Origin of the sequence: Pseudooceanicola atlanticus (genome assembly GCF_000768315.1) — a bacterium.
GTDB classification, from domain to species: Bacteria; Pseudomonadota; Alphaproteobacteria; order Rhodobacterales; family Rhodobacteraceae; genus Pseudooceanicola; species Pseudooceanicola atlanticus.
The window spans coordinates 1-17,983 of the sequence record NZ_AQQX01000019.1 but is presented as its reverse complement, the minus strand read 5'-3'; the positions used below and the strand labels follow the sequence as shown (position 1 = coordinate 17,983).

Below are 17,983 nucleotides of genomic sequence, written 5' to 3'. Positions count from 1 at the left end.
GCACGTGGAAAGGCAATTTTCCGGACCCCGCATGCTGCGTTACTTGACCCTTTTCGCGACGCTTTCGATCCTGCTGCTCACCTCGCTCGCTCCTGCCCAGGCCGAACGGAGCAGCGGATGTTCCAGCGCGCCCGCGTTTCAGGAGATCTGCGTGGCACCCGGCGCAGCTGCACCGGCCCGGACGCTTGCGAAGAAACCTTGCCTGACCTGCACGATGCCAAAACAGAACGCGGCGCCGCCCGCGCCGGAGGGTGACGTCGTGGCCCGGGCGACCTTGTCGGTCGCGGACCTTTCCGGGATTGCCGTCGTCCCAAGACACAGGCCACCGCGGGCCTGATCTCCACCCCTCATCGCGGGCCGTACGGCTCGTATCCCTGCGCGCCCAACCGGGCGATCGCACTCTAATGGAGATATCTGACAATGACGTCGAACACTGAAAATCCGCAACCTGTCCTGCCCGCGCTGTCCCCCGTCTATGATGCCGCGGCACCTCTGACCCTGCTCTGGCTGCGTGTCATCAGCGGCATTGCCCTGATGGTGCACGGCTGGCCCAAGATCACGAACCCGACCGGCGCTGCCGAAATGGTGGCGGGCATGGGGTTCAATCCCGGCTGGCTCTGGTCGATCCTGCTATCCGTGACGGAATTCACCGGCGGTCTGCTGCTGGCGATCGGCCTGCTGACGCGGCTGGCAGCCGGCGGCACGACCGTCATTCTGCTGGTGACCGTCTACTTCCACTGGGTCATTCTGGGCCAGGGCTACAGCGGCTCCGAACTGTCGCTGATCTGGTCGGCCGTGACCCTGGTCTTCCTGGCCCGCGGCGGCGGTCGCTATTCCGTCGACCGGCTGATCGGAAAGGAGCTGTGATGCACAGACGATCCCTGTTGAAAGGAGCGGGCGCTGCGGCGCTCGCCTCCACACTGCCGATGCCGGCTGCCGCGTCGAACAGCCTGCCGCTGCAGGCGCCGATCCATGTCGGCCAGGTGGGCCTGCGCGTGCGCGACGCTGAAGCGTTGGCCGGCTGGTACAGTGCCGCGCTCGGGCTGGAGGAAATCCGGCGCGAGGAGGCGACGATCTGGCTGGGCGCGGCGGGCACGCCCTTGCTGGCCCTGACCGAACAGGCGGGGCTGAGCCTCGCGGGGCGCGGAGAGGCGGGCCTGTTTCATACCGCCTTCCTGCTGCCCACCCGGCGCGACCTGGCCAACTGGATCCTGATGGCCATCGATCGGCAGGTGCCGGTCACCGGCACCGCCGACCACAGGGTGAGCGAGGCGATCTACCTGACCGATCCCGAAGGCAACGGGGTCGAGGTCTATGCCGACCGTCCGCAGGACAATTGGCAATGGGTCGACGGTGAAGTGCAGATGGGGACTTACCAGCTCGATGTCGATGGTATCCTGGAAACGCTCGGATTGTTGCCGCCATCGTGGCGTGGCGCGCCTGTCGGCACCAGCATCGGCCATGTGCACATGAAGGTCGGCGATGCCACGCGCGCAGGAGCCTGGTGGCAGGATACGCTGGGTTTCGACGCGGTCAGCAGCCGAGACGATGCGGTCTTCCTGTCGACTGGCGGCTACCATCACCATGTCGCGGTCAACGAGTGGATGAGCGCCGGGGCCGGCCGCCGGTCGGAACGCGAAACCGGGCTGGATTTCGTGCAACTGATCCGCAGGGATGGTGGCACCCCCACCACTTTCGAGGACGATTGGGGCACGACCATCCGGCTGAGCTAGATGACATGATTTGAATAGCTTCAGGTATGCCAGAGTACATGCCTGAAGCATTCCTTTTTCAGCCATTTACGTAATCTTAGATGGCCCGCGCTAAGCCTTGATCGCAGATGTCCTAGAAAGGGGAATGTTCACCCATGGCAAAAGACCATGTGCAGAATTTCGATCAAGACCGTCCGTATGTTCACGCCCTTCCGACCGAAGAGGCGCAGGATGCCGATTACCTCGTCCAACTGGCCAAGCTCGAACCCCTGACCGATGGTGGTCTGCGCACTGCCAGGTTCCTGTCGGATGCCCTTGAACTCGATCCGGCGAACCACCACGCGCAATTGCTGCGCGAAAGGCTCTATCAGGTGATGGTCCCGCGCTGGCATTTTCCGATGCTCGGCGACGAGGTCCGCAATCGAACCTATGCAGAGGCGATCGCGGCCAAGGTGCGGCCGGGCGACATCGTGCTGGATATCGGCTGTGGTGCCGGGCTGACCGCCATGCTGGCGGCGCGCGCCGGGGCCAAGCATGTCTATACATGCGAACAGCAACCACTGATCGCGGAGGCCGCGAAACAGGTGATCGCGGCGAACGGCCTGTCCGACCGGATCACAGTGATCCCCAAGATGTCCCATAACCTGGTCATCGGCCAGGACGTGCCGGAACCTGCGGATGTCGTCGTTTCGGAAATCGTCGACAACGTTCTGCTGGGAGAAGGCGCCCTGGCCACGCTGACCCACGCCATGCACCTGCTGGCGAAACCGGACGCGCGTGCCATCCCCGAACGCGGCCGCCTGTTCGCGCAACTGGTCGAAAGCGACCGGCTGTGGCACTTGTGGCGCCCGCGTCGGCCCGAAGGGTTCGACGTTGCGCCATTCCACGATTTCGCGTCTGTCGCGCATGTCACCCCGAACGACCTGGCCAGCCTCGGCCTACGGCCCCTCGGTCGCCCGGTCGAACTGTTCGACTTCGATTTCGCCCGTCCGGACACGCGCTCGGCGCGCGCGACACAGGTGTTGTCCAGCTCCACCTGGGGGACGATCCACGCGGTCATGGTCTATTTCGAAATGGACCTCGCCCCCGGGCTGCAACTGACGAACAACCTGCTGTCCGAAGGCCATTGGGGCCGGACCGTCTTTCTGTCCGATCAGCCGGCCCGCGCGCGTCCCGGCACGCATTTGCAGGTCACGGCACAGCACGACACGTCGCAACTGACCCTGACGCTGCACGATGATCACGCCGTGACGGAGGATAGTTCGATCTGGACCGACCTTGATGACGTGTCGGACATCGAAATGGCCGAGGATTTCGTCCCTCTGACGCATCACGCGCCGGTCGGGCCGATGCCGGAAGCCCCCTACCACTGACCCGATCGCCTCAGCCGCCAGGGCGGCTGGGGCCTGCCGGACCGAAACTTTGCCGGATTGATGAATTACCGGGCCCCTTCCCCGGCAGATGCATCCGCGCTATCGAACTACCGGCTGCGCAGATCATCCAGGTAATAACGCACCGCGTCCTGGACATGGCGGAAGCGATCTCCGCCCAGGTGCTTTCCGCCGAACCAGCGGGTCACCACGATGATGTGGTCACGCAGGTCTTCGCGCTCCAGCATCCGCAGGATGACCATGCCAGCCCCGGCCTCTCCGTCATCGTTCTTGAGCGGTGCGTCCGAGGTCAGCACGGCCCATGTGTTATGCGTGGCCTTGGCGAACTTCTTCTTCCGGCACAATTCCTTGATGAAAGCCTTGGCTTCTGCGTCCGACCGACAGGGCCCGCCCGACACCGCGTATTTCGACCCGCGGTCGCTGATGACATTTTCCAGGATGCGCATGCGGTCGGGATAATCCCCGTCTGGCCGGTCGACAAGGCGGTATCGGGTGGCTGGCGTGCCGCAACGAAAAACCCCGCAGCATGGGCTGCGGGGCTCGGCTCTCGGCTCGGGTCACGGGCCCAGGGGGGCGCGACGTACCGCCTGACCGCTTTAGCGGACAGCCGTGCTGCGAACGCGCTGACGCTCGCGGCGCAGGCCGAAGATCGCGGTGCCGGCGGCCACCAGCGCGGCAACGGCAAAGACCAACCCGCTCTCCCCGTGGGCATGCGGCATGGCGGCGGAATGCGCGAGGGCGGGGCCGGCGGCCAGAGAAGCCGCGGCAATGACAAGCAAGCGTTTCATGTGTCGATATCCTTTTTGCGTTGCGCGAGGAAATCCCGCAGGTCCATCGTCGATTTCTCGTCCATGGAGACGTAGACGAAGTGCATGTTGGTCCTTTCCCGGACCATTTCCCCCGGGAAGGGAAGATAGCTCAACTCCCGCGACCCGAAGGAGGGCGACGCCGTGCCCACCTGCCAATCGGTCGTCAGTTCGATATCCACGAGCTTGAGCGCCTTGGCACCGCCTGCCCCGGCCCGTTCGAACGGAACCCCCGCCAGCTTGAGGTAGGACGTCTTGTCCTTCGCCTGCACGAACCCGTCGATGAATTGCTGCGCCAGGACCTGAAGGTCGGCCGCCTCATCGTGGTGATGCATGTGGCTGTGCAGGTGATCCGCGTCATGCGAATGGTTGTGGTCATGCGGGGGATGGGCATGGTCATGGGCGTGATGCCCATGATCATGGTGGTGGTGATGATCGTGCGGCATGGCTCAGCCCACCTTGTGCGGTTCGGAGTTCGACCAGCGCTTGCCCTCGAACTCGCCATGCGGAAGCGAGACGGGCTTGTCGATATGCTTCTTGTGCGCACCCATCTTGCCATGCGCCACGAGGCTGCCCAGCACGTCGACGATCACCCGCGTCCCCATCAGGGCCGTGATGTCCGACGTGTCATAGGGCGGCGACACCTCGACCAGTTCCAGCCCGCAGATGCCTTCGGCGGCGACGCCTGCGGCCAGCGCCAGTGCCTCGCGCGGAAGGAACCCGCCCGGTTCGGGCCAGCCGGTGCCGGGCACGAAACCGCAATCGATGCTGTCGATGTCGAAGGACATGTAGACCATGTCGACCCCGTCCCAGGCCATTTCCAGCGCCATCTCGATCGTCTTGTCGATGCCCATCTTCTCCATGTCGCCCATGGTGATGATGTTGGTTTCACGCTCGCGGGCGACCTTCACCGCCTCGCGCGGGACCTGCCAGCCCCCGATGCCGATCTGAACGAGGTTCTTGGCCGGTACGTTCGGCAGGTTGGTGGAATGGAACCAGGGCGTGGTGTGCATCCGTTCGTCCAGGTCCTTTTCCTGGATGTCGGCGTGACGGTCGAAATGCACGATCCCGATCTTCTTGGAGGTGCATTCGGCAATCCCGCGCACGCAGGGAAACCCGATGGAATGGTCGCCGCCGATCATCACGGGCAGGGAGCCGGACGAAAAGACATGGCTGACCGCCCGGCTGATCTGGTCGAAGCTTTTCTCGATATTGGCGGGGATGGTAAAAACGTCCCCGGCATCGCACAGCGTCATCTGTTCCCGTAGGTCGACCCCTGTCTCGTAGTTGTAAGGCGTATAAAGAGCCGAGATCTTGCGCACCCCCTGCGGCCCGAACCGGGTGCCGGGGCGATAGGTCGTGCCCCCATCGAAGGGGATGCCCAGCACGGTCGCGTCGTAATTCGCCACCTCCAGGACATCCTCGGTATAGGGCGCCTTGAGGAAGGTGTTGATCCCCGCGTAATGGGGCAGCTCCCCGCGGGCGAAGGTCGGGATTGACTTGTCCTCGATGCTGTCGGCCCCGGTCAGCCCCATGCGCAGGGCCCAGGCACGTTCCTCGGCCCAGCGGCCTTCGGGCAGCTCGGCTTCCTTGCGCATGGCCTTCCAGCCCGCGAGCTTTGTCAGGTCCGGATGGTGATGGCGCTGCTCACGCGAGGCGTGGCGTTGGCGCAGGCTGCGCGGGTCGCGCCCGCGCGCCTCCGCACGGTGAAGGTCAGAAAACATGTCTGTCTCCCAATCGGTATCCCAAGAATGGGCGTCAGTTCCGGGCCTTGGCTGTCCCACGCGCGGAGCCCGGCGGCGCGCGTGGGTGTTCGTGTCAGGCGGGGATGGGCTCCGCCTTTGGCGTGTCCGCGAGCGAGGGGTAGCGGTCCAGGATGCTCTGGAACGGCATGCCCCCGTCGCGGGCGTCGAAATCATAGGTCACCGTGGCCCCGTAGAGGCCCGGATCCTGCGGGTCCCAGCGGGGTTTGTCGAAGACAAGAACCCGGTCACCCAGCTTGAACGCCTCTTCCAGGTCGTGGGAAACCATGAAGACTGTCATCTTGGTCTCGGCGCGCAACTCGGACAGGAATTCGTGCATCTGGACGCGTGTCCCGGGATCAAGCGCGCCGAAGGGTTCGTCCAGCAAAAGGACACGGGGCCGCGCGGTCAGGGCCTGGCCGATGGCCAGTCGCTGCTGCATGCCGCCCGACAGGCTGGCCGGATACTGACCGGCCACATGGTTCAGCCCGATCCGCGACAGCATCTCGTCCGCGCGCTCTGCCGCGGCCTTGCGCGCCGCGCCGCCCAGCCACCCGAAACGGGTCGAAAACCCCTCCCCCGCGATCAGGTTCTCGCGCACGGTCAGGTGCGGGAAGACGGAATAGCGCTGGAAGACGACGCCGCGTTCCCGGACGGGTTCAACCGCGACCTCGCCGCCATCGACGGTGATCTTGCCACGCACCGGGCGCTCATCGGCCAGAAGAAGGCGCAGGAAGGTCGACTTGCCACAGCCCGAGGCGCCGACGATCGAGACGAACTCGCCTTCGGCAACGTCCAGGTTGACCCGTTCGATGATCGACCGCCCGTCATAGGCCTGCCATATGTCGCGCACTTCGACAAAACTCATAGCCCCGCCTCCATCCACGGAAAGGCCTTCCGCGTCAGTTGCTTGAGCGCCCAGTCCAGCACGAAGGCGAGGATCGTGATCCACACGACATAGGTCAGGATCACATCCATCGCGAGGTATCGGCGCACCAGGAAGATGCGGTAACCCAGCCCCACATCTGCCGCGACGGCCTCTGCCGCGATCAGGAACAGCCAGGCCGACCCCAGCGATAGCCGGACATTGGCGATCAGCCGCGGCAGGACCTGCGGCAAGGCCACCCGCAGCGCGATCACCAGCGACGAGGCCCCCAGCGTCTGTGCCTTCACGATCTGTTCGTGCGGGATATCCAGCACGCGTTGCGCCAGGTCGCGGGTCATGAACGGCGTGATGCCGATGACGATCAGAACGACCTTCGATGTCTCGCCCAGCCCGAAGACGATGAACAGGATCGGCAGCAGCGCCAGCGGCGGCACCATCGACAGCACCGCGACGAAACCTGACAGGGTGGAGCGGAACAGCGGCAGCAACCCGACCACCATGCCGATCAGCAGCGACAGCGTCGCTGCAATCGCCAAGCCACCCAGCAACCGCGAAAGCGAGGCCCAGGTATCCTTCCACAGAAGGATGTCACCCGACCGCCTGTCGCCCTCGGTGAACAAACGCACCGCTGTATCCTGGATCGTCGACAGGGCCGGCAGAAGCTTGTCCGCCGGGTTCGCCGCCAATCGTATCTCCGACCCTGCCGCATAGGCGATCAGGACGATCACGAAAGGCAGCGCCGCGAGGAACACCGCCAGCGGGCGGGAGGGCTTTCTGTTGATCAATCGCATCTGGACACCGCTACCGGTTTGGAAAAAGGCGTGGTGAGGGACGCGGCCCCGGCGCTTTGGCCGGGGCCGGTCGGATCACAGCTCTCCGTCGGCTGCCATCTGCATGTAGCTGGCATCGAAGCGGAACATGACATTCGCCTCGGAGCCGGAGATCGTTCCGTCGGGATATTCCACACCGACGAAATCGGCCGACGGGGCGCCTTCGCCCAGGATACCCTTGTCGAACAGGAACTCCGCGATCTCGGTCATGGTGGCGGGCAGTTCCTCGGACGACGCCTGTGCCACGGCCTCTGCCGGGTCATAGAACATCTGTGTCGCGTCCAGCTGCGCCTTGTAGCCGGCCAGGTCGGTTCCCGAGGCCTCGGCCATCGCCGTCAGCGCCTCTTCGTCACCCGCGGCCATCAGACCCATCAGCTCGTACCAGGCACCAACCAGCGCCTTGCCGAAATCGGGGTTGTCCGCCAGCGTCTGGGTGTTGACCACCATCAGGTCGAGGATCTCGCCCGGGATTTGCGAGCTGTCGAACAGCACCGTCGCATCCGGGTTGGAACTTGTGATTTCCGACACGAGCGGGTTCCAGGTCACGACCGAGGTCACGTCCTGGGTGGAGAACGCCGCGATCATGTCCGCGTCCGAGGTGTTGACCACGCCGTCCAGGTCGCGCTCTTCCAGCCCGACGCTGTCCAGCGCGCGGGCCAGCAGGTAATGCGACACCGACAGCTCCACCAGGTTCACGCTGGTTCCGGCCATGTCCTCCAGCGTCATGTCGCCCTTGGCGATGAGCGCATCGTTGCCATTGGAATAATCGCCGATGATCAGCGCGGTGGTATCCACGCCACTGCCGGCGGGAATGGACAAGGTGTCCATGTTGGTCGCGGACACACCGTCGAAGGCACCGGCGGTGTACTGGTTGATCGACTCGACGTAGTCGTTGATCTGAACGATCTCGACGTCGATGTCGTACTTGTCGGCCCACTTGTCCATGATGCCGCTGTCTTCGAGATAGCCCCACGGCATCCAGCCGACATAGATCGACCACGCGACCTTGAATTCGGATTTCTCCTGCGCTGCGGCAGGCGCGAGCGTCGCTGCGACGAGACCCAGCGAGAGGGCTGTCGCGGACAGGAACTTGGCTCTGGTCATTGTCTTCCCCGTTGTGCGTTCCGCGCGTTTGAGGAAGGTTCGGGCCCGGGTGCGGAACGATGACTAAGCGCGGGACGAACCTTTGCGCAGTGATCCTCCCGGGATTTTGCCCCGCCGTGTGCCCCGCGGGAATTGGCCCGCCGGGTGGCATTTCTCGGACCGAACCTGACCCGCAATGATGCGGTTTTGCCAGTGGAACCCTAAACGCCCTGCACCTTCAGCGTAGTCCCAAGGCGGCCCATTCCAGCAAGGGCGACCATGGACGCATCTGCAGCATTAATGATTTCGCCCGAATTCTGGGCAGAAATTCCTGCCTCCTGCGCGATCCTTGGGCGCAAAACATGTATCCGCGCCTGGAATTCGCTCCGAATCCCGCAGCCGCCATGCTGTCTGATGAGCGCGCTTTTCCCGGGCAACCGCGAAACGGCGTGCTTGGGAAAGCTGGCCAAACCCCGGTTCCCGGGCGCTTCGCAGGACATTGTACTGTCAGGCCAGCCTGCGGCGACACATAGGGCTCAGTCGAGTATGCGCTCCGCCAGCAGGTCCAGGCCGTTGGCGTAACCGGGCAAGGCCGCGCTGTCCGACTCTATGCGGGAGGCAAAGTTGGATCGGAACGCGGCAAAGGGTTCGGCAAAGAAAATACGCGCTGTCCTTGTCGAGCAGAGGTTCGCCTGAACGCACAGACCCAGCCGGTTGTAGAAATAGACGACCCGTTCGAAAGCGGCCTCAAGCTCTGGCTGCCCCAGGACCTGGCGATACATCTTGGTGCGCAGGTTCTCTGCGGCGCGGGCATTCGCCGCGACCGCGGCCATGTCCGCTTCCGGCACCGCGGCCATGAATTCGGTCACGGCGGCACGCAGCTTGGCGAAATCGTCATCGTATCCGCGGGTTTCCCAGATATCGATCAGGTTCAGCGTCTCGGCGGCGCGGCCTTCTTCCCGGGCCTGCCAATACTGGACCCCGGCGAACAGCAATCCCAGGACGCCCAAGGTCGTGACGATATTGCTCAGCCCCTGCCAGACCCATAGCGGCGTCCAAAGAAGGCGCTGGTTCTCGTCCGGCCTGCTCATTCACATTCCGCCAGCAGGTCCACCGTCAGCGTCGGGTCGATCGGTCCATCCCAGGCCGACAGTATGTCATGCAGGCAGTTCACCCCCTCCGTATCAAGGATGTAGACGGTGCGCAGCTTGGGATCGCTTCGGACATCCCCATCACCGCCCGGCCCGTCATTGCCCGGAAAGAACGGGAAGGCATCCAGCCCCCGCGATCCGCCAGCCTCTGCGCCGGTGCAGACGGTCAGGTCGATCTCGACACGGCCGTCCTGGCCCGCCTTGGTCATGTAATCTTCGGCCTCCTGCATGAAACAAGCCGCCCGCAGCGCATCGAATTCGACCACCTCGTCGCAGACGAAACAGGTCGCATTCACAGCAGTGCCCGGCAGTACCACGATGCCCAGGACACCGATCCATTTCGACAGGTCAGAAAAGTGCATAGGTCCCCACCATCCTGCTTTGCACCACCCAAGGGGTCTGTTTCACCGGGCTGTCCCGCGTGACGATGGCCTTGACGCCCCGCGCCACCTCGTCCGCTTCCAGCCGCCCATTGCCATTTGTATCATGGACGTCCCGTTCGGTCTGCAAGACCTTCTCAAGCGCATAGGTAAAGACCCCGCCGCCGGCATTCGGGTCCTCCTGGCTGAATTCCCGCCCCTTCGAGGCCGCAAATATCGTGATGTTGGATTGCAGCCGTGACAGATCGGAGACGGCCTCGTCGGAGGTGGCGAAGGCACCGCTGCCGACCGCACCGGAATGGCAGGCATCGAGGAACACGGTCACCCTTGCCTCCGTGTTGTCCAGCAGTTCGGCCAGACGGGCAAAGGGCATCGCTGTGCCGGTGATATCTCCCAGGGCGGTTTCGGATGTCGCAAAGTGGAATGCGCCCTCGGCGTTGCGCAGCCCGTGGCCGGCAAAGAACAGAACCGCATGGTCGCTGGGGCCAAGCCCGTCCAGCATCTGCCGCGTCGCGGCCAATATGGCATCGGGCGTCGCGCGCCGGTCCTTGAGATAGGTGATGTCGTCGAAATCCGGCGCCTCGCCCAGTCCCGACGACAGTGTTTCCGCAAACCGACCGCCATCCCTCAGCGCGTAGTTGAGAGAGGGGATATCCGCGTCGCTGTAAGTGTTAACCGCGATGACCAGGGCCCGCTGCGTGCCCTCTCCGGCACCGTCCGGGCCCAGATCCCGACTGATGGGCAGGCTGGCCAGGCCCTCGGAATCCACGCCAAGAACCGACACCCAGCGGGCCCCGTCCAGTCGCGTCAGCCGGAAGGATTGGCCGGATGCGCCCGGTTCGGCGTCGATGGTGTCGGTCAACACGCCATCCTGGAAGACCGAGTAGGACACCACGCGCCCGTCCTCGTTCTCCACCCGGACGGCGACCTGCCCGGCATCGACCGAAATCTCCCCGTCAATGCCCGGAGGAATACGAGTCCGCGGCAGGTCCGACGGTGCTGCGGAGGCCAGGACGAGTTCGGTCAGGCCATCCACCCGTCTGGTCTGCGCGAACCGGTCAAGACTGAACTCTGCCGTCAGGCCTGGAAAGGACAGATCGATCAGCGCGGCGGCCTCTGCCGTCGCGTCGAAGGCGAAATCATCGGTCCAGACGGCAATCTCGTCCTCGACGATACGGCCGGCCAGCACGACAGCACGATCTGAAACACGGTGCAGGTAAATCGCGCCGTCACTGTTCACCTGGATCACATGGCTCTTGTCCGCAGTCAGAAAGGCATCGGTCAGCAGCCCGCCATCCGGCAGATCCTCGAAACTCTGCACCACCCGCCTTTGTCGCCTGTCGTAAATCGTCATCCGGCCCGCCGGGGCATAGAACAGCACGGTTTCCGCGTCGCCCTTTATCTGGAACGGGTTCGAATACCAACGCGGTTTCGGGTTGTTTTCATAGAAGATAGCCGAGTCCGCGAACACATCGGCGGAGGTGCGTGGCACCGGGCCGGCGAAATCCATGATCTGGATCGAGCTGGCGGGCCGCAGAGAGCCGAACGTCGCGCCCGCCGTGCACCTGGCCTGAGTGAACATCAATGGCGCGCCGCCGGTCTCCAACCGCCCCAGCACGTCGAAATCGCCTTGCAGGACCACGGGCCCGGCGTGCTCGTCCTCATCCGTGAGGAGAATGTGATGGCAATCCTTCACATACAACACGTCCATCGACTGATCAGACCATTGGAAGGACCATCCCGCGTCTGCCGCCGCCTGGACTATCGGCTGCGCCGTGTCGCGCAACGCCAGTGCCGCTTCCAGTCCGGGCGCAACAGGATTGTCCTTCGGCAGCTTGTCTTTCTCGGCCTGCGACAGCTGGGGTTTCGGCCCGTTGAACAGGATCTCCCCGCGCGTAAGAGGCGCCAGCGAAAATCCGATCCTCTCCAGCTGGTTTTCCGCGTCGATATCCGCGAGGTCGACATCCCGCGTCTCCAGCGGTTCCAGCTTGAGGCCCAGCCGCTCCAGCCGGAACGCGATCACCTCGGTCTCGCTTCTTCGGGGGCTGTCGTAGCGCCCCGGCTCCAATTGCCGGTCCTCGAACACCGCCCCCGCGGTCCAGCCACCGGCCGCGTCGAAGCCAAGACGCATCGAAACCGGCGCGACCGTCCCAAGCGAGTTGTAGATATGCTGATAAAGCGCAAGGCTGCCCGCCTTGTCGGATGAATACGCTCCCGACGAAATCGTCCGATGCACATAATCGCTGTTTTGCAGCGCCCCGATGGCATGCCCGAACCGCCCCCAGACCGAGAAGACCGCGTTTTCCAGATCGATCCCGACGCGCGTATCGTCGGGGTTGGCAAAACAACAGGACGGCCCCGTCACCTGTTCCCGCAACCAAAGCGCACCGCCAAAGGTCGAGGCCAGGTTGACCTCGGCCCAGGGGGCCAGCGTGGTCATCACGACGCTGTCGCCGAGCGCCCAGTAGAGGTCACCGGAATCAAGCGATGTCGTGGTGCGGCCGTCGATCAGGTCCACGATGTCGGTGCCGCCTTGCTGGACGGCGATGAACCGCTTCGTCGGGGACACCGTCACCATCTTGCCACCGCGCTGGATGATCTCGGTCCCCGTGGCGGTATCGAGCAGCAGGAAACGCTGCTCATCCAGCAGGATCGTGCGCCCCATTTCCGGTATCTCGATCCGGTGGGTGTAGCTCTGGTTGCCCCGGTCGTTGGACAGCACCAGCCGCGCAGGCCCCGGCGCGACGTCGATGCGGGCCCGGGCCAGGTCGAAGCGTTTTTCGGTCTCGCAGGCCGGCATGAAGTGGACAAGCTCTGCCTTGATCTCCAGGGGACCCGTGGTCAGCGGTTCGACCATGATCCGGCCCTGAGGGGCCGCGCCCCGGGCGGACAGGGCGACCATGGCCCTATGCCGTCCAGCGCCGGCCTCGATCCCGAAGGGCGTGGGGGCGTCCGGGCCAAGCGCCACGAACCCCCGCCCCGTGAACCGGGCGGGGGCATCCGCCGTCACAAGGATCCACATTGGCGCGCGCTCCGACAGGTCAACGTTCTGCCACGTCACCTCGATTTCCGACCCGATCGAGACGGCGCCGTCGTCAATCGCGACCTGCACCTGCTTCGCCACATCAGTGCCCAGCCCTCCAGCGCGCTCGCAGGCAGGTGCCATCCGCGCCGCCGCGGACCGCAGACGCGCATGGTAGGCAGCCACCGTGTCACCCGGCCGCCACGCCAGTTCAGGCAGAACGATGGTGCCTGGCCCGGCCGCAACCGGCGGGCTGAGATTGTCACGCCTGCCCTCAAGCTGCGCACTGACGGCCCCGGCATAGGTCACGGTGCGCGGCACGCTCTTTTTCAGGAAACAGGCGTTTTCACGGGTATTCACGGTATAGAACAGGCAGTTCGGGGTCACCGCGCACAAGGCCTCGCACTGGTTCACCGTCATGTTCAGAAGCATGCCATCGGACAGCGCCGAACGGATATCGCCCCCGTAAACATCGAGGTTCTGGTAGCGCTTGTATTGGAATTCCTGAGGTTCCGGCGGAAAGGCCATCACCGCCTCGCTGGAATACCGGCCCCTCTGCCCGAGGAACGTGTCGATGGCCGATGCGAGGGCTCCGCCCTGCCTGGAGCAGGTGTCCATCACGTTGGAGATCGCCGCGCCCGAGCCGCGCAGCGTCAAGGCGTAACGGTCGCCGCCGACGAACTGCATCTGCGCCCGGTTCCCCGCGGACAGCGCGGCCGCGGCGGCCTGCAATTGCCCCTTGTCGTAGATCGCCGGCACAGACGCGTTGCGTTCGTTCAGCAGCAGCGGCGCAAGAGGAGCGCCATCCACGGTCACATCGACCCTCCGGATACCATCCAGCTTGCCCGAATTGGAAAACGCCCGAAGGTTCAGAGGCTCGCCATTCGCACAGCTCAGTCTGAGGCATGGTCCGTACTTGTCCGAACAGACCTCGGCCGCCGGCCCGTCCCATTCCGACAGAACCGACCATTTGTCGAATGTCCCTGCGCTGGCCGGCGCAATCCATGTCTGTAACAGCAATAGGCTGACCAAAATTCGGAATAACATCGGCAGCTCCCGTCAATCTCCGATATCATTCCCAGAACGGTCCAACCGATCAAGCTTGGAATACTCCGTCTATTGCTGGGTCCCGGAATTATTCTGACGATAGCCCCGAGGAAATCGGCGACTATTGGACGCTCTTGCAGGCATGCAAGGGCAAGGTAAGATTGACTGCACTACAGCGCGGCCGCCTGTCATCAACGAACAACTTGGCAAAAGCCGCCAAGCATCAGCGCTGCTGCACCTTGCCCTCACTTTTGGTCAAAATAGCGTTCGCCCGGGACCGTGCCTGCTCGAGCTCGGCCTTGAGGGCCGCTTCGCCGCGGTGATCGGCAAAGGCGGCAAGATCGTCGAGCACGTCAAGGATCCAGGACAGCCCCTTCACGCTGCCATCGGGAAAGGAGCGTTCCCAACCACGGTCGTTCCCCTCACCGCCCTGGCCGTGAGTGCCCCTGCAATTGTTTCGATTGCTTCGATCCTGCCCAGCATGCATCGTCTTGACCTTTCGTTTGCCTCGCTGTGATATGTGCGTCCGAGAGGCCTCAGGAAAAGTGACCTGGGGGTTACCAGGTGTTTCAGATACCGCTGTAACAAGAGTCATGCCAAATATTTCAAACCAGCTCAGATACTTGGCTGAATAGGCGATATCACCTGATTGCTTCGCTGCAAGATTCGGAAGACCATCTATTAAGAATTTCGATTTCTCCAATTGGTTCTTGCCTAGATGTTTTTCCGTCGCTCAGCCTCTGCTGATGAACTTTCCGATGAAGTCGCAAGGCTTCTGGCGAGCGACCGGTTCGCAAAATCCAGTGTCCTTTCCAATCTGCTGACGTTTTTGCACGAAAGAAGTATCGCCGCCCCGGGAGAGGTGACGACGGAATACCTGATCGCCCAGGACCTGCTGGACCGCGGCGCCGATTTCGACCCCAAGGTGGATCCGATCGTAAGGGTGCGCATTAGGCGCCTGCGCGAGGCGCTCGAGGCCTATTACGCGGATCATCCCGGACCTGTCCGCGTCACCATCCCGCCGCGCAGCTATGACCTGAAGCTTAAAATCGAGGAAAAGCGCCATTCGGATCCGCGAACCCTGGCCGCTATTGGCGGTTCGCTCCTTGCGGCCCTCGCAACGATCGCGATCGGAATTGCCGCTTATTCCTATTTCCTGCGACCGATCAAGGATGGCTATCCGGTGATCAAGATATTCTCCGTCCAGAACCTGACGGGGGACGAAAGCCTGGATATCTTCCAGTTCGGCCTGCAACGCCAGCTGGGATCGGACCTGCAGAAATTCGGAAAATTCCGCGTTCTCATCATGTCCGACAACAGCCTGGACCTTGATGCGGATTACACCTTGCGCAGCAATCTGCTGGCGCTTGGCGACGAGTTGGACCTGTCGATCCGCCTGGAAACCGCGTCAGACGAAACGCTCGTCTATGGCGACCGGTTTCGCGGACCCGTCTTCGGCCAGGATTACTACGAAACGATCCGGGCGATATCGCGCACCATCACCGGCCAGATCGCCGGGCAAGGCGGGCCGATGATGCGGCAGGAGGATGCCGAAGACACGCAGGGAGAGCTGACGCAGGCCTCTCTGCTGCCGCGCATCGGGGTCGGCCGCGACGTGTTCCGCTGTATCGTGCTGAAGGACCGGTTCTTCGACGATTACGATCCGGAAGCGTTCCGCCGTGCCTATCGCTGCTTCGAACAGGTCCTGCCCAATATCGGCGACGATCCCATCGCGCTGACCAGTTGGGGCACCCTGATCTTTCACGCTGTCCCCGAATTCAACCTGATGCGGACCGAGGCCCTGTCGCCGGACATGCTGTGGCGGGAAGACACCGTGGCCGACGCCGCCCGATCCATCGCGGAACGCTTTCCGCATTCACCCGACGCATTTCTGCTGCTCGGGTCGGTCCAGAATGCGCGGGGACAGCTTCAGGAGGCCGAGATATCGCTGCGCCAGGCGGTGGAGCTGAACCCCGGAAACAGCACCGGCCATGCGGTCCTGTCCTATCTGTACCTCTCGCAGGAGAAATTTGCGTCATCCATTGCCTCGGCAGAAGTAGCCATCCGCCTGAGCGCCGACCCACAGAGCTTCATCCATCTGCCGATCGTGATTTCCGCCCTCGTGCTGGGGGACGACGACCGGGCGATCAAGGCCGGCAAGGCCTATGTCGCGAAACGGACGGGCAACGGGGCGACCGCGATCCGCCTGATCGTCGCACGGCTCGAGAATGACCGGGCCGAGATTGCCCGCCTCACCCCGATCGTCCAGGAGATGGACGCGCCGATGGAGCTTTATGCGCTGTTCCTCAGAGGGGAGCAGACCCGTGAAGCCATCCGGGAGGCGCTGCCCGAAGCCGACCTTGGCGAACCGCCCACCGACCCTTGAGACGCGGCAGGGCGCCGGTCACACAACCCGGCGCAGCATGGACCCCGATCAGGGGGCCGGCGCACCGGCAGAGCCATATTCCAGCCAGGCCCGGTCTTCGGGCGCCAGTTCCGCGGCCATGATGGCGTCATAGGCGGCCAGTTCTGCCTCGGTCAGCTGGCCCTGCCACTTGCCGCTGCTGCCGCTGTGAAAGAAGTCGCTGTCGGACTTGAAGAACCCCTTGCCGCCAGAGGGCGCGTAGCGTTCGGCGTTGTCCCGCATGTTGTCGAACGTCGCCGCCTGAACCAATTTCGCCATCACGGCGTCGGGGTGTGACATACCAAGGATGTCAGAGACGTTGCCAATCGTTCCAGGCAAGTCCTGCGTCATGTCCGCGTAGTGGAACAGGGTCACGTTGGGCCGGTCCGCCACGGCGAGCGCCGCCTTGTAATGCTGCAGGATATGCGCCAGCGGCATGGCATCCGTATCGAACCCCTCTGCCCCGCCATCGAGGAACCGGCGAAAGGTCGTGCCGTCGGTGTCATCCTCGGGATACCACAGGCCGAACCAGGGCATCGGGATATTGCGCACGTGTTTCCGGTAGGAGAAATGCGCATCCAGCGGGTGGCGGAAGACGCAGATATATTGCGCCCGATCGTCCAGCGGCAGCCCGTCCATTGGCGTGTGGCTCTTGGCGCTGCGCCGATGGGTCATCGCCTCCAGCCGTTCGGCGACCTCGGACATCTCGCGGACGCGGATGTCGATCCACGGCATCTTGACCGAAAGCTCGGTTTCGACCTCGGGATCGCCAGACAAGAGCAGAGCGATGATCGTCTGCATCCAGGTCGTGCCGCATTTCGGCGGGGTCACGACGATCACGTCATCGGGCCGGATGCTGACCTGGTCCCAGCGGCGGCTGTCGGTCAGCGGACCGAGATAGAGCTTTCGGGTCGTCATGTCCGTCCTCCGGGTCATCCCTGCCCGGACAGGTTAAGCGCATACCGGATCGCGACGAAACAGCCTTGCGCCGGTCGGTGGCCTGCATACCTCCGATGGACTGACGGCAGGCAAGATTTCAATGCAAGTCGGCCATCGCCTTGAACGCTTCGAAAATACCCCCGTGTTTTTGCAAGTCGAACTGGCCTCCTGCCGGTTTCGTTGACAGCAAATTAAGCTCTCATAGCTCGCTCCTCGAACGAGATAGGGCTGAGATACCCGTCGGACGAGTACCGACGCTTTGGAGTATAGAAGCGTTCGATCTCATCGAAGATAACTGCACGTGCCGGTTTCCGGGCGCGGTAGGTTTTCCGCCTGATCCGTTCGGTTTTCAGAGAAGACAAAATGCTTTCCATCGCAGCGTCTTGCGCCTTTGAATGATCCAACGGATCATTCGATCCGCTGGCGCAGACCAGATTGAACTCAATGATACAGCAGAACCTTCGCTCGACCTCTACGCTAGAGCGTCATGATCAGGTCATCCGTGACCCTCTGTGACGTCATCTAATTGCTCATGACGCGTGACCTGCCCCCTGTTGGTCCCTCGTTCATAATGAGAGTCTGCAGGTTGG

At 63.4% G+C, this 17,983-nt stretch carries 16 protein-coding genes, 1 pseudogene and 1 riboswitch; of the genes and pseudogenes, 5 read left to right on the top strand and 12 right to left on the bottom strand.

The window, feature by feature from the left end:
• The first annotated feature begins 420 nt into the window (after positions 1–420).
• From ATO9_RS21215 to ATO9_RS21205, 3 genes are all read left to right on the top strand, one after another.
• The gene (locus tag ATO9_RS21215) at positions 421–867 is read left to right on the top strand and encodes a DoxX family protein (protein ID WP_238318835.1); all 447 of its coding nucleotides are present in this window, start codon (positions 421–423) and stop codon (positions 865–867) included.
• Positions 867–1,733, top strand: a complete 867-nt coding sequence (locus ATO9_RS21210; protein WP_043754231.1) for a VOC family protein — start codon at positions 867–869, stop codon at positions 1,731–1,733. Before ATO9_RS21215 ends, ATO9_RS21210 begins: the two co-directional genes overlap by 1 nt.
• A 134-nt stretch (positions 1,734–1,867) precedes the next feature.
• Positions 1,868–3,085, top strand: a complete 1,218-nt coding sequence (locus ATO9_RS21205; RefSeq protein ID WP_052418509.1) for a class I SAM-dependent methyltransferase — start codon at positions 1,868–1,870, stop codon at positions 3,083–3,085.
• 107 nt (positions 3,086–3,192) lie between these two features.
• On the opposite strand, the gene ATO9_RS21200 is transcribed toward ATO9_RS21205, so the two are convergent.
• From ATO9_RS21200 to ATO9_RS21150, 10 genes are all read right to left on the bottom strand, one after another.
• Positions 3,193–3,549, bottom strand: a complete 357-nt coding sequence (locus ATO9_RS21200; protein WP_043754228.1) for a YigZ family protein — start codon at positions 3,547–3,549, stop codon at positions 3,193–3,195.
• 150 nt (positions 3,550–3,699) lie between these two features.
• Entirely contained in the window at positions 3,700–3,891 is a 192-nt protein-coding gene (locus ATO9_RS21195; RefSeq protein WP_043754225.1) for a hypothetical protein, read from the bottom strand.
• Positions 3,888–4,355: a hypothetical protein gene (locus tag ATO9_RS21190; protein WP_043754222.1), complete on the bottom strand. Its 468-nt coding sequence runs from the start codon at positions 4,353–4,355 to the stop codon at positions 3,888–3,890. Before ATO9_RS21190 ends, ATO9_RS21195 begins: the two co-directional genes overlap by 4 nt.
• Before the next feature lie 3 nt (positions 4,356–4,358).
• Complete coding sequence (locus tag ATO9_RS21185; protein ID WP_052418508.1) at positions 4,359–5,633, bottom strand: agmatinase family protein; 1,275 nt, start codon at positions 5,631–5,633, stop codon at positions 4,359–4,361.
• A gap of 94 nt (positions 5,634–5,727) precedes the next feature.
• Positions 5,728–6,519 carry an ATP-binding cassette domain-containing protein gene (locus ATO9_RS21180; RefSeq protein WP_043754220.1) on the bottom strand — a complete coding sequence of 264 codons (792 nt, stop codon included), beginning with the start codon at positions 6,517–6,519 and terminating at the stop codon, positions 5,728–5,730.
• On the bottom strand, positions 6,516–7,328 hold the full coding sequence (locus ATO9_RS21175) for an ABC transporter permease (protein WP_043754217.1): 813 nt from the start codon (positions 7,326–7,328) through the stop codon (positions 6,516–6,518). Before ATO9_RS21175 ends, ATO9_RS21180 begins: the two co-directional genes overlap by 4 nt.
• A 75-nt stretch (positions 7,329–7,403) precedes the next feature.
• Positions 7,404–8,471, bottom strand: a complete 1,068-nt coding sequence (locus ATO9_RS21170; RefSeq protein ID WP_043754214.1) for a putative urea ABC transporter substrate-binding protein — start codon at positions 8,469–8,471, stop codon at positions 7,404–7,406.
• Positions 8,472–8,564: 93 nt separating this feature from the next.
• Positions 8,565–8,686: riboswitch (guanidine-I (ykkC/yxkD leader) on the bottom strand.
• Between the two features lie 300 nt (positions 8,687–8,986).
• Positions 8,987–9,541, bottom strand: coding sequence for a hypothetical protein (locus ATO9_RS21160; RefSeq protein ID WP_043754207.1), 555 nt, complete (start codon positions 9,539–9,541; stop codon positions 8,987–8,989).
• On the bottom strand, positions 9,538–9,963 hold the full coding sequence (locus ATO9_RS21155; RefSeq protein ID WP_043754201.1) for a hypothetical protein: 426 nt from the start codon (positions 9,961–9,963) through the stop codon (positions 9,538–9,540). The genes ATO9_RS21160 and ATO9_RS21155 overlap by 4 nt, the downstream gene beginning before the upstream one ends.
• Positions 9,950–14,050, bottom strand: coding sequence for a caspase family protein (locus ATO9_RS21150; protein ID WP_081979704.1), 4,101 nt, complete (start codon positions 14,048–14,050; stop codon positions 9,950–9,952). Before ATO9_RS21150 ends, ATO9_RS21155 begins: the two co-directional genes overlap by 14 nt.
• A 124-nt stretch (positions 14,051–14,174) precedes the next feature.
• Here ATO9_RS21150 and ATO9_RS24515 point away from each other — a divergent pair, with 124 nt between their 5' ends.
• Positions 14,175–14,567 carry a hypothetical protein gene (locus tag ATO9_RS24515; RefSeq protein WP_162183088.1) on the top strand — a complete coding sequence of 131 codons (393 nt, stop codon included), beginning with the start codon at positions 14,175–14,177 and terminating at the stop codon, positions 14,565–14,567.
• Between the two features lie 345 nt (positions 14,568–14,912).
• A complete protein-coding gene (locus tag ATO9_RS21140; RefSeq protein WP_043754195.1) occupies positions 14,913–16,436 on the top strand; it encodes a hypothetical protein in 1,524 nt (507 codons plus the stop codon).
• 48 nt (positions 16,437–16,484) lie between these two features.
• Here the strand turns inward: ATO9_RS21140 and ATO9_RS21135 are convergent, their stop codons facing one another.
• Together ATO9_RS21135 and ATO9_RS25085 are read right to left on the bottom strand one after the other, a co-directional pair.
• A complete protein-coding gene (locus ATO9_RS21135) occupies positions 16,485–17,372 on the bottom strand; it encodes a sulfotransferase domain-containing protein (RefSeq protein WP_043754191.1) in 888 nt (295 codons plus the stop codon).
• A 212-nt stretch (positions 17,373–17,584) separates the two neighbouring features.
• A pseudogene (locus tag ATO9_RS25085) lies at positions 17,585–17,776 on the bottom strand (IS3 family transposase); the annotation flags it as partial.
• Between the last annotated feature and the right edge of the window lie 207 nt (positions 17,777–17,983).

What these genes read in the sequence shown, in the direction of transcription:
- ATO9_RS21215 (WP_238318835.1), top strand. Translation starts at nt 421, where the DNA reads ATGACGTCGAACACTGAAAATCCGCAACCTGTCCTGCCCGCGCTGTCC.
- ATO9_RS21210 (WP_043754231.1), top strand. Translation starts at nt 867, where the DNA reads ATGCACAGACGATCCCTGTTGAAAGGAGCGGGCGCTGCGGCGCTCGCC.
- ATO9_RS21205 (WP_052418509.1), top strand. Translation starts at nt 1,868, where the DNA reads ATGGCAAAAGACCATGTGCAGAATTTCGATCAAGACCGTCCGTATGTT.
- ATO9_RS21200 (WP_043754228.1), bottom strand. Translation starts at nt 3,549, where the DNA reads ATGCGCATCCTGGAAAATGTCATCAGCGACCGCGGGTCGAAATACGCG.
- ATO9_RS21195 (WP_043754225.1), bottom strand. Translation starts at nt 3,891, where the DNA reads ATGAAACGCTTGCTTGTCATTGCCGCGGCTTCTCTGGCCGCCGGCCCC.
- ATO9_RS21190 (WP_043754222.1), bottom strand. Translation starts at nt 4,355, where the DNA reads ATGCCGCACGATCATCACCACCACCATGATCATGGGCATCACGCCCAT.
- ATO9_RS21185 (WP_052418508.1), bottom strand. Translation starts at nt 5,633, where the DNA reads ATGTTTTCTGACCTTCACCGTGCGGAGGCGCGCGGGCGCGACCCGCGC.
- ATO9_RS21180 (WP_043754220.1), bottom strand. Translation starts at nt 6,519, where the DNA reads ATGAGTTTTGTCGAAGTGCGCGACATATGGCAGGCCTATGACGGGCGG.
- ATO9_RS21175 (WP_043754217.1), bottom strand. Translation starts at nt 7,328, where the DNA reads ATGCGATTGATCAACAGAAAGCCCTCCCGCCCGCTGGCGGTGTTCCTC.
- ATO9_RS21170 (WP_043754214.1), bottom strand. Translation starts at nt 8,471, where the DNA reads ATGACCAGAGCCAAGTTCCTGTCCGCGACAGCCCTCTCGCTGGGTCTC.
- ATO9_RS21160 (WP_043754207.1), bottom strand. Translation starts at nt 9,541, where the DNA reads ATGAGCAGGCCGGACGAGAACCAGCGCCTTCTTTGGACGCCGCTATGG.
- ATO9_RS21155 (WP_043754201.1), bottom strand. Translation starts at nt 9,963, where the DNA reads ATGCACTTTTCTGACCTGTCGAAATGGATCGGTGTCCTGGGCATCGTG.
- ATO9_RS21150 (WP_081979704.1), bottom strand. Translation starts at nt 14,050, where the DNA reads ATGTTATTCCGAATTTTGGTCAGCCTATTGCTGTTACAGACATGGATT.
- ATO9_RS21135 (WP_043754191.1), bottom strand. Translation starts at nt 17,372, where the DNA reads ATGACGACCCGAAAGCTCTATCTCGGTCCGCTGACCGACAGCCGCCGC.